Origin of the sequence: Nocardia miyunensis NBRC 108239, assembly GCF_001613065.1 — a bacterium.
GTDB classification, from domain to species: domain Bacteria; phylum Actinomycetota; class Actinomycetes; order Mycobacteriales; family Mycobacteriaceae; genus Nocardia; species Nocardia miyunensis.
Genome location: NZ_BDBQ01000051.1, coordinates 24,538 through 36,876 on the forward strand (window position 1 = coordinate 24,538; position 12,339 = coordinate 36,876).

The 12,339-nt window shown below is 69.4% G+C and carries 1 protein-coding gene (only partly in view); it reads left to right on the forward strand.

This entire window lies inside a single protein-coding gene on the forward strand: locus tag NM2_RS22235, encoding a non-ribosomal peptide synthetase. The 50,457-nt coding sequence extends 22,250 nt beyond the window's left edge and 15,868 nt beyond its right edge, so the window shows coding positions 22,251-34,589 — codons 7,417 (partial) to 11,530 (partial); the first complete codon in view begins at nt 2. Both codon boundaries (start and stop) fall beyond the window edges.

Consider the following 12,339-nt stretch of genomic DNA (forward strand, 5'->3'; position numbering starts at 1 on the left):
CTCGATCCGCCGCATCGCGGGCCGGTTGGTCCGGGTGCTGACCGCGATCACGGCCGATCCGGAGGCGCCGGTGGGCGATATCGCCCTGCTGGACGCCGCCGAACGCGATCTGGTGGTCACGCGTTGGAACGACACCGCGCACCCGCTGCCCGACCAGGCCGCGACCCTGGTGTCGATGTTCGAGGCGCAGGCCGCCCGCACGCCGGAAGAACCCGCGCTCACGTTCGAGGGGACAACTCTGGCCCACCCGTCGCCCGACCACCGCCCCTCATCGAGTCCCTCCGGGACGCTGTCGTATTCCGAGTTCGCCGCCCGCGTGCACCGCTTGGCGCGCTGGCTGGTGGATCGCGGTGTGGGCGCGGAATCCTTCGTCGCCCTGGGCATGCGCCGTTCGATCGATCTGGTGGTCGGCATGTACGCCGTCTCCGTGGCCGGTGGCGCGTACGTGCCGCTGGATCCCGATCACCCCGCCGAGCGCACCGAGTACATCCTGCGCACCGCGGACCCGGTCTGCGTGCTCACCTCCGGTGACGACCTGGAGATCGACACCGCGCAGGTGCGGATCGATCTGCTGGACCTGTCCGGATATTCGATCGAGCCGCTCACCGACGACGACCGCCGGTACCCGCTGCGTCCGGCCGACACCGCGTATGTCATCTTCACCTCGGGCTCGACCGGTCGCCCGAAGGGTGTGGCGGTGCCGCATTCGGCGATCGTGAACCGCCTGGTCTGGATGCAGTCCGAGTACGGCCTCACCTCCGACGATGTGGTGTTGCAGAAGACGCCCTCGACGTTCGACGTCTCGGTGTGGGAGTTCTTCTGGCCGTTGCAGATCGGCGCGCGACTGGTCGTCGCGAAGCCGGACGGTCATCGTGATCCGGCCTACCTGGCGGAGTTGATCGCGGCCGAGGGCGTGACGGTGACGCACTTCGTGCCGTCCATGCTGTCCGTCTTCGTCGCCGAATCCGCTGTGGCGCAGTGTCGTTCGCTGCGCATGGTGTTCGCCTCCGGTGAGGCGCTGGCACCCCGGTCGGCGCACCGGCTGCGGGAGCTGACCGGTTCGGCGGTGCACAACCTGTACGGCCCGACCGAGGCCGCGGTCGACGTGACGTACCACCAGGTCACCGCGTCCGATCAGGAAACGGTGCCGATCGGCCGCCCGGTGTTCAACACCCGTGTCTACGTGCTGGATTCGCGATTGCAGCCGACTCCGGTGGGTGTCGCGGGTGAGCTGTATCTGGCGGGCGCGCAGCTCGCGCACGGTTACGTGCGTCGGCCCGATCTGTCCGCGGATCGGTTCGTGGCCAACCCGTTCGGTGACGGTGAGCGCATGTACCGCACCGGCGACCTGGTCTACTGGACCGGCGACGGTGAGCTGGAATACCTGGGCCGCACCGACTTCCAGGTCAAGCTGCGCGGTCTGCGCATCGAACTGGGCGAGATCGAGTCGGCGCTGACCGCCCTGCCCGAGATCGGCCAGGCCGTGGCCGTGGTCCGCCACGACGTGCACACCGGCGATCAGTTGGTGGCGTATGTCGTTGCGGCCGGGTCGATCCTGGACACCGACGAGGTGCGCGAGGAACTCGGCCGCCGCCTGCCCGCCTATATGGTCCCCGCGCTGGTGATGGTGCTGGACGAACTGCCGCTCAACGCCTCGGGCAAGCTGGACCGCAAGGCGCTGCCCGCGCCGGTGTTCGAGGCGGCGGTGTTCCGCGCGCCGACCACGCCGGTGGAGGAGATCGTCGCGGAGATCTTCGCCGAGACACTGGGTGTCGCACGCGTCGGCCTGGACGACGACTTCTTCGCCCTGGGCGGCAACTCGCTGATCGCGACCCAGGTCGCGGCCCGCCTGTCGGCCGCGCTCGACACCGATCTGAGCGTCCGGGAGATCTTCGAGGCGTCCACGGTGTCCGCACTGGCCGCGCGCGCCGAGTCCGGAACCGTCGGCTCGACTCGCAAACCGCTTGTGCCGCAAGCACGTCCGGAGCGGATTCCGCTGTCGCTGGCACAGCAGCGGATGTGGTTCCTGAACCGCTTCGATCCGGAGTCCGCGGTCGACAACATCCCGGTCGTGGTCCGGATGTCCGGTCTGCTGGACCGCCAAGCCCTGCACATCGCGGTCGCCGACGTGCTGGCGCGGCACGAATCGCTGCGCACCCGGTATCCCGAGGCGGCGCTGGACTCCCGCGAGCCCGCGCTGGCGGCATACCAGGAGATCGTGCCGACCAGCCGGGTGATCCCGGATCTGACGCCGATCGACATCACCGAGGCCGAGCTGCCGGGGCAGCTGTCCGAGCTGGTGCTGACCGGCTTCGACGTGACAGCGGAGGTCCCGCTGCGGGCCCGGCTGTTCGAGATCAGCCCCACCGAACACGTGCTGGCCGTGGTGGTGCACCACATCTCCGGCGACGGTTTCTCCATGGGCCCGTTCGCCCGCGACGTGATGACCGCCTACGGCGCCCGCGTCGAGGGCGGCGAGCCCGCCTGGCAGCCGCTGACGGTGCAGTACGCGGACTACGCGCTGTGGCAGCGCGAGGTGCTCGGTTCGGAAAGCGATCCGGAATCGCTGATCTCCCAGCAGATCTCGTACTGGACCGAGACGTTGCGCGGGCTGCCCGAGCAGCTGGATCTGCCGTCCGACCGGCCGCGTCCGGCGGTGGCCTCGGGCCGCGGCACGATCCACACCTTCGAGATCGATGCCGAAACCCAGTCCCGCCTGGCCGAATTGGGCCGTCCGCACGGCGCGACCATGTTCATGGTCGTGCACGCGGCGCTGGCGGTGCTGCTGTCCCGGTTGAGCGGTGAAACCGATATCGCGATCGGAACGCCGGTCGCGGGCCGCGGTGAACGCGCGCTCGACGACATGATCGGCATGTTCGTCAACACGCTGGTGCTGCGCACGGAGGTCGAGGCGCAGTCGAGCTTCGCCGATGTGCTGCGCGCGGTCCGGGGCGGCGACATCGCCGCCTTCGGACATGCGGACCTGCCGTTCGAGCGGCTGGTGGAGATCCTCAATCCGACCCGTTCGCAGGCCCGGCATCCGCTGTTCCAGGTGATGCTGTCGTTGCAGAACACCGGCCGGACCACGCTGGAGCTGCCCGGCCTGACCATCCACGGCGTCGAATTGCCCATCGAGACGGCCAAATTCGATCTCCAGCTCGAACTGACCGAGCGGATGCAGGTCCCCGAGGGCGCCGAGGGCGGCCTGCCCGTGCCCGCGGGGATGAGCGCCAAGTTCATCTACGCCACCGACCTGTTCGACACCGGCACCATCGCGCAGTTCGCGCGGCGGTTCGTGCGGCTGCTCAAGGCCGTCGCGGTGACCCCGGACCGGCCGGTCGGCGATCTGCCGCTGCTGGATGCGCGGGAGGCCGAACTCGAACTGCGCGTGTGGAACGACACGCGATTCGATCTGGACGCCGCGCTCGCGGGCCGTGCCGCCACGCTGCCGTCGATGTTCGCCGCGCAGGCGGCGAGCACGCCGGAGGGGCCCGCGCTCACGTTCGAGGGGACAACTCTGGCCCACCCGTCGCCCGACCACCACCCCTCATCGAGTCCCTCCGGGACGCTGTCGTATTCCGAATTCGCCGCTCGCGTGCGCCGCCTGGCCCGCCGGTTGATCGAGGCGGGTGTCGGTCCCGACGTGCCGGTGGCCCTGGGCCTGCGTCGTTCGCTCGAACTGGTCATCGCCATCCACGCGGTGGTCGAGGCCGGGGGCGCATACGTTCCGCTCGACCTCGAGCAGCCCGCCGAGCGCATCGCCCATGTGCTCGAGACCGCGCGGCCCGCGTGCGTACTCACCACCGCCGCAGACGAATTCGCGCCCGAGGGCGCGCCGGTGCTGCTGCTCGACGAGCTGGATCTGTCCGGCTACTCCGACGCGCCGGTCACCGATGCGGAGCGGGTCGGTCCGCTGCTGCCGCAGCACACCGCGTATGTCATCTTCACCTCGGGCTCGACCGGTCGCCCGAAGGGTGTGGCGGTCTCGCACCGGGCGATCGTGAACCGCCTGGTCTGGATGCAGTCCGAGTACGGGCTGACCTCGGACGATGTGGTGTTGCAGAAGACGCCCTCGACGTTCGACGTGTCGGTGTGGGAGTTCTTCTGGCCGTTGCAGATCGGCGCGCGACTGGTCGTCGCGAAGCCGGATGGTCATCGTGATCCGGTGTATCTGGCGGAGTTGATCGCGGCCGAGGGTGTGTCGGTGGCGCACTTCGTGCCGTCCATGCTGTCGGTGTTCGTCGCGGAATCGGCTGTGGCGCAGTGTCGTTCGCTGCGGATGGTGTTCTCCTCGGGTGAGGCGCTCGGCCCGGAGGCCGCGCATCGGCTGCGCGAGTTGACCGGTTCGGCGGTGCACAACCTGTACGGCCCGACCGAGGCCGCGGTCGACGTCACCTATCACGAGGTGACCGACGCGGACATCGATCTCGTGCCGATCGGCCGCCCGGTTTTCAATACCCGTGCGTACGTGCTGGATTCGCGGTTGCGGCCGGTTCCGGTGGGTGTCGCGGGCGAGCTGTATCTGTCGGGCGAGCAGCTGGCGCGCGGTTATGTGGGCCGCACCGACCTGACCTCGGATCGGTTCGTGGCCGATCCGTTCGGTGAGGGCGGGCGCATGTACCGCACCGGTGACCTGGTCGCCCGTGCCGCCGACGGTGAGCTGATCTACCGCGGCCGCACCGATTTCCAGGTCAAGCTGCGCGGTCTGCGCATCGAACTCGGCGAGATCGAATACGCGCTGCGGGCGCACGAGACCGTCGCGCAGGCGGTGGCCATGGTGCGGTCCGACGATCGCACCGGAGCCCGGCTCGTCGCGTACGTCGTGCGCGCCGAGCAGTCCGAAGCCGAATTCGATTCCGCCGCTTACGATCTGGCGCTGCGGACGCATCTGACCGGCCTGCTGCCGTCCTATATGGTGCCCTCGGCGATCATCGTGCTCGACGCGCTGCCGCTGAGCCCCAACGGCAAACTCGACCGTCGCGCGCTGCCCGCGCCGTCGTTCGAGGTGCGCGAATTCCGCGCGCCCGCGACGCCGATCGAGGAGATCGTCGCGCACACCTACGCCGACGTGCTCGGTCTGGACACGATGGTCGGCGTCGACGACGACTTCTTCGAACTCGGCGGCAACTCGCTGATCGCGACGCAGGTCGCGGCCCGCCTGTCCGCCGCGCTCGACACTCGCGTTCCGGTCCGGCTGCTGTTCGAGGCGTCCACGGTGGGCGTGCTGGCCGCGCGCGTGGAACGTCAGGCCGGATCCGGTCACCGCGCGCTGGTGGCGGGCCCACGGCCCGAACGGATTCCGCTGTCGCTGGCGCAGCAGCGGATGTGGTTCCTGAACCGGTTCGATCAGTCCTCGCCCGCGTACAACGTGCCGATGGCGGTGCGGTTGCGCGGCTCGGTGGACGTCGAGGCGCTGCGGGCGGCCGTCGGTGATCTGGTGGCCCGCCACGAGGTCCTGCGCACGGTGTACCCGGAGGTCACGGCGAGCGAGTCGAAGCCCGGCGGCCCCGTGCAGGTGATCCTGCCCGTCGGGCAGGCCGTGCCGGAGCTGGAGATCATCGCGGTCGCCGCGGACGAGATCGAGGCGGCCATGGCCGGGCTCATCTCGACGAGTTTCGATGTCACGAGCCAGGTTCCGCTGCGCGTCACGCTGTTCGAGATCACCGGCGCGGATCGCGTCGAGTACGTGCTGGCGATGGTGATACACCACATCGCCGGTGACGGTTCCTCGCTCGGCCCGCTGACGCGGGATCTGATGTCGGCGTACGCCGCTCGCGCGATGGGCGAGGCGCCGGGCTGGGCTCCGCTGGCCGTGCAGTACGCGGACTACAGCATCTGGCAGCGCGAGCTGCTCGGCTCGGAGGACGATCCGGAATCGTTGGCGGCCAGGCAGATCGCGTACTGGCGTGCGGCCCTGGCCGAGCTGCCCGATCAGCTGGACCTGCCCTCGGATCGCCCGCGGCCACCGGCGCAGACCTTCGCCGGAAGCCGGGTCGAGGTGCGGATCGACGCCGAAATCCACCGTGCGCTGGCCGATCTGGCGCGCACCGAGGGCGCGACGCTGTTCATGGTCGTGCACACCGCGTTCGCGGTGCTGCTGGCGCGACTGTCCGGCACCGACGACATCGCCATCGGCACGCCGATGGCCGGTCGCGGCGAGGCGGCGCTGGACGACATGATCGGCATGTTCGTCAATACGCTGGTGTTCCGGACGCGGATCGATCTCGGTGAATCGTTCAGCGATCTGCTCGCGCGGCAACGGGAAACCGATATCGCGGCCTTCGCGCACGCCGATGTGCCGTTCGAGCGGCTGGTCGAGGTGCTCAACCCGGTCCGCTCGACCGCGCGGCATCCGCTGTTCCAGGTCGGCCTGTCGTTCCAGAACCTGGCCCAGACCGGACTGGAACTGCCCGGCCTGACCGTGTCGGCGCTCGAACTCGACACCCGGCAGTCGCAGTTCGACCTGAACCTGATCGTCTCGGACGCCTACGGCGAATCCGGCGCCTCCCAGGGCATCAGCGGTTATCTGACCTATTCCACCGATCTGTTCGACCACGCCACGGTGCAGGGCTTCGTCGATCGCTTCGTGCGGATGCTGGCGGAGATCACCGCCGATCCGAGTACGGCGGTCGGCGATCTCGATCTGCTCGACAGTGCCGAGCGCAGCCGGATTCTGGTGCAGCGCAACGCAACCGACCATGCGGTCGATACCTCCGCGACGCTGGCGTCGCTGCTCGCCGCGACCCTGAGCGCCCGCTCGGACGCGGTGGCCCTGATCGGCCCGGACGGCAGCCGGATCACCTTCGACGAGCTGGATCGTCGCGTGAACCGCCTTGCGCGGCACCTGATCTCGCTCGGCGTCGGGCCGGAGTCGCGCGTCGCGCTGGCCTTCGACCGGTCCGTGGATCTGGTCGTGGCCATGTACGCGGTGGTGACCGCCGGTGGCGCCTACGTGCCGCTGGGCCCGGATCAGCCCGCCGAGCGCACCGGCTACATCCTCGAGACCGCGGCGCCGGTGTGTGTGCTGACCAACGCGGAGACCGCGTTCGGCACCGAGGTCGCGCCGGTGGTCCGCATCGATGAACTGGATCTGTCGGACGTCTCGGACGGGCCGGTCGCGGCAGCCGAGCGGCTCGGCGTGCTGCGTCCGGAGAACACCGCGTACGTGATCTTCACCTCCGGTTCGACCGGCCGCCCCAAGGGCGTGGCCGTCTCGCACGGCGCGATCGTGAACCAGATGCTCTGGGAGGTCGCCGAATTCGGCATCGACGACGGCGATGTGATGCTGCTGCAGACCGCGGCCACCTTCGACGTCTCGACCTGGGAGTTCTGGGCCGGCGCGCTGACCGGCGGCCGCCTGGTGATCGCCGCGCCCGACGGGCACCGCGACGCGGCCTACATGAACGACCTGATGGCCCGCGAGGGTGTCACGACCCTGGGCACCGTGCCCTCGATGCTGGACGGTCTGCTGACCGAATCGGCCGACGCGCTGTCGAGTTCGCTGCGGCGGGTGCTGGCGATCGGCGAGGCGCTGCCCGGTTCGGTGGCGCAGCGGTTCCTGCGGGCCAACGCGTCCGGACTGTTCAACGTGTACGGCCCGACCGAGGCCGCGGTCTCGATCACCAACCACGAGGTCACCGCGGCCGAGGCGATATCGGTGTCGATCGGTGTGCCGGAGTGGAATTCCCGCGTCTACGTGCTGGATTCGCGGTTGCGTCCGGTGCCGGACGGGGTGGCCGGTGAACTGTATCTGGCCGGTGTGCAGCTCGCGCGCGGTTATCTGGGCCGCGCCGACCTGACCTCGGACCGGTTCGTGGCCAACCCGTTCGCCGATGGTGAGCGGATGTACCGCACCGGTGACCTCGTGGTGTGGAATGCCGATGGCGAGCTGGATTACCGAGGTCGCACCGACTTCCAGGTGAAGATTCGTGGTTTCCGGATCGAGCTGGGAGAGATCGAGGCGGCGCTACTGGCGCTGCCGCAGGTCGCCCGCGCCGCGGTGGTGGCGCGTGCGGATCAGCGCCTCGGCGACACCCTGGTCGCCTACCTGATCCCGGCGGACGGCGCGCTGGACGTCGCGGAGGTGAAGTCCGCGATCGCGGGGAGCCTGCCCTCGTACATGGTGCCCGCGGCGTTCGTGGTGCTGGCCGAGTTCCCGTTGAACGTCAGCGGCAAGCTGGATCGAAAAGCGTTGCCGGAACCCGAATTCGAGGCCACCGAGTTCCGCGCCCCGACGACGCCGATCGAACAGATCGTGGCGGGCGTGTTCGCCGATGTGCTCGGCGTCGAGCGGATCGGCCTGGACGACGACTTCTTCGGCCTCGGCGGCAACTCGCTGCTGGCCACCCAGGTGGCCGCGCGTCTGGGCAGCGCACTCGACGCCCGGGTGCCGGTGCGCACGGTCTTCGAGAATTCGACGGTCGAGGGACTGGCGACCCGGGTCGAGCAGCACACCGGCGGCCGTCCGGCACTGTGTGCGGCGCAGCGTCCGGAACGGATCCCGCTGTCGCTGGCGCAGCAGCGGATGTGGTTCCTGAACCGGTTCGACCAGCGGTCCGCGGCCTACAACGTGCCGATCGCGGTGCGGCTGACCGGCGAACTCGACGTGTCCGCACTGGGTGCGGCCGTCGCCGACGTGGTGGCGCGGCACGAGGTGCTGCGCACGGTCTACCCCGAGACCGAGACCGGTCCCGTGCAGGTCGTCCTGCCGGTCGGACAGTCGGTGCCCGAGCTGGTGGTCCGCCAGGCCGATGCCGAGGGTATCGAGGCGCTCCTGCTCGAATTCTTCTCCGCCACATTCGATGTGACGGCCGAGGTGCCGTTGCGGGTGACGTTGTTCGAGGTCGGTCCGGACGAGTACGTGCTGGCGATGGTGGTGCACCACATCTCCGGCGACGGCTCCTCGATGGCCCCGATGACGCGCGATCTGATGACCGCCTACGCGGCCCGTTCCACCGGAAACGCCCCGGGCTGGGCCCCGCTGGAGGTCCAGTACGCGGACTTCAGCATCTGGCAGCGGGCGCTGCTGGGCAGCGAGGACGATCCGGAATCGTTGCTGGCCAAGCAGACCGCCTACTGGACGACGGCATTGGCGGATCTACCCGATCAGCTGGATCTGCCGGCGGACCGGCCGCGTCCGGCGGTGCAGTCCTTCGCCGGTCGAAAGGCCGCGCTGCGGATCGACGCCGAATTGCACAGTGCGCTGGTCGATCTCGCTCGGGAGCAGGGCGCGACATTGTTCATGGTCGTGCACACCGCGCTGGCGGTGCTGCTGGCGCGGCTGTCGGGGACCGAGGACATCGCGATCGGCACCCCGATGGCGGGTCGCGGTGAGGCCGCGCTGGACGACATGATCGGCATGTTCGTGAACACGCTGGTGTTCCGCACGCAGGTCGATGCCGCGGCGACGTTCACCGATCTGCTGGAAACCCAGCGTGAGACCGACATTCAGGCGTTCGCCAACGCGGACGTGCCGTTCGAGCGTCTGGTCGAGGTGCTCAACCCGGTCCGCTCGACCGCGCGGCATCCGCTGTTCCAGGTGGGTCTGTCCTTCCAGAACATGGGCGTGACGAATCTGGAGCTGCCTGGTCTGACGCTGTCCGGGATCGAGGTCGACACCGAGATCTCGCAGTTCGATCTGCACCTGTTCCTGGCCGACGGCTACGACGACACCGGCCGGCCGAACGGCATGGACGGCTACTTCACCTACGCGACGGATCTGTTCGACGCCGCGACGGTCGAGGGCTTCGCGGCCCGGTTCCTGCGTCTGCTCGGCGAGATCGCCGCCGCTCCGACCACTGCCGCCGGTGAACTGGCGATCGTCGAGGAGGCCGAGCGCGCGCTGATTCTGCGCGACTGGAACGACACCGGACATCGGGTCGAGGACACCTCCCTGCTGGACGGGTATCGCCGTGCGGTAGCCGCGTATCCGGATCGGGTGGCGGTGTCCTTCGAGGGTGCGGAGTTGACCTATCGGGAGTTCGATGAGCGGGTGAATCTGCTTGCGCGTCGGTTGATCTGGGCGGGTGTGGGTCCGGAGTCGCTTGTGGCGTTGTCGATTCGTCGTTCGATCGATCTGGTCGTGAGTATGTACGCGGTGATCACTGCCGGTGGTGCTTACGTTCCGTTGGATCCGGATCATCCGGCCGAGCGGATCGCGCATGTGCTGGAGACCGCGCAGCCGGTGTGTGTGCTGACTCGCACCGCGGACGCGGTCGAGGTGCCTGCGGGTATCGAGGTGTTGGATCTGGAGACCGTTGATCTGGATGGTTTCGAGGTCACGCCTCTGGAGCCGGACGAGCTGGAAGGGCTTGTGCGCCCGGATAATCCGGCGTACGTGATCTTCACCTCGGGTTCGACGGGCCGCCCGAAGGGCGTCGCGGTGCCCGCATCCGCCGTGCTGAACCAGATCGCCTGGATCACCGGCGAATACGGCATCGGCTCGGACGATGTGGTGCTGTTCAAGACCCCTGCGACGTTCGACGTGTCGGTGTGGGAGTTGTTCGCCCCCTTGGCCGTCGGCGCGCGCATGGTGATCGCGAGCCCGGACGGTCACCGCGATCCGCGGTACCTGGCCGAGCTGATCGAGGCCGAGCGGGTCACCATGACCTCGTTCGTGCCGTCGATGCTGCGGGTGTTCGCGGACAGCGTGTCGGCGCGGGAGCTGGAAGCGCTGCGCATCCTGTTCGTCGCCGGTGAGGCGCTCACGCCCGACACCGTGGCGGCGTTCGGCCGCCTGGGCGTGTCCGCGCGACTGCACAACCTCTACGGACCGACGGAATTCACGGTGCACGCCACCTACGCGCCGGTCGCGCAGGACGTGAGCACCGCGGTGCCGATCGGCTCGCCGGTGTGGAACGCCCAGGCGTACGTGCTGGACTCGCGGCTGCACCCGGTGCCCGTGGGTGTCGCGGGTGAGCTGTATCTGGCGGGCGCGCAGACCGCGCGCGGCTATCTGGGCCGCGCCGACCTCACCGCGGACCGGTTCGTGGCGAATCCGTTCGGGGACGACGGCTCCCGGATGTACCGCACCGGTGACCTGGTCCGGCACACGAGTGACGGCGCGATCGTCTACATGGGCCGCACCGACTTCCAGGTCAAGCTGCGCGGTCAGCGCATCGAACTCGGTGAGATCGAATCCGCCCTCACCGCGGCCGATTCCGTCGCGCAGGCGGTCGCGATCGTGCACTCCGACGAGCGCGCAGGCGATCGGCTGGTCGCCTACGCGGTGCCCGCGGACGGGAGCATCGATATCGAGGCGCTGCGTGCCCACCTGGTCGCGCAACTGCCCTCGTACATGGTGCCCTCGGCGTTCGTCGTCCTGGATGTGCTGCCGCTCAACGCGAACGGCAAACTTGACCGCAGGGCGCTGCCGGAGCCGGAGTTCGAGGCGGCGGCCTTCCGCGCGCCGTCCACGCCGATCGAGGAGATCGTCGCGGGCGTATTCGCCGACGTGCTCGGCGTCGAGCGGATCGGCGTCGACGACGACTTCTTCGCCCTCGGCGGCAACTCGCTGCTGGCGACCCAGGTGACCGCGCGCATCGGCGCGGCACTGGACGTGCAGGTCCCGGTGCGCGCGATCTTCGAGTCCTCGACGGTCGCGGGTCTGGCAGTGAAGGTCGAGCAGGGCTCCGAGGCCGCCGACCGTCCGGCGCTGGTCGCCCGGCCGCGGCCGGAGCTGGTGCCGTTGTCGCTGGCCCAGCAGCGGATGTGGTTCCTGAACCGGTTCGATCAGCAGTCCGCGGCCTATCACGTGCCCGTCGCGGTGCGGTTGACCGGCGAGCTGGACACCTCGGCGCTGCAAGCCGCGGTACGGGACGTCATCGAGCGGCACGAGGTGCTGCGCACGATCTACCCGGAGCGCGACGGCCTGCCGCATCAGGTGATTCTGCCTGTGGCACAGGCGGTTCCGGATCTGGAGCCGATCGCGGTGCGGCCGGATGCGTTGCCGGAGACCGTCACCGGACTGGTCACCGCGGGCTTCGACGCGAGCGCCGAAGTGCCGCTGCGGGTCCGGTTGCTGCGCGTGGAGACCGCGGAGGCGATCGAACACGTGCTGGTCGTCGTGGCGCACCACATCACCGCGGACGGCTGGTCGATGGGCCCGTTGACCCGCGACGTGATGCTCGCCTACGCGGCCCGCCGGACCGGCGAGGCTCCGGCGTGGACGCCGCTGCCGGTGCAGTACGCGGACTTCAGCCTGTGGCAGCGCGAGGCGCTGGGGGCTGAGGACGATCCGAACAGTGTGCTGGCCGCACAGGCCGACTACTGGCGCGGCGCGCTGGCGGGCCTGCCCGACGAGCTGAATCTTCCCGTCGACCGGCCGCGGCCGGGTGTGCC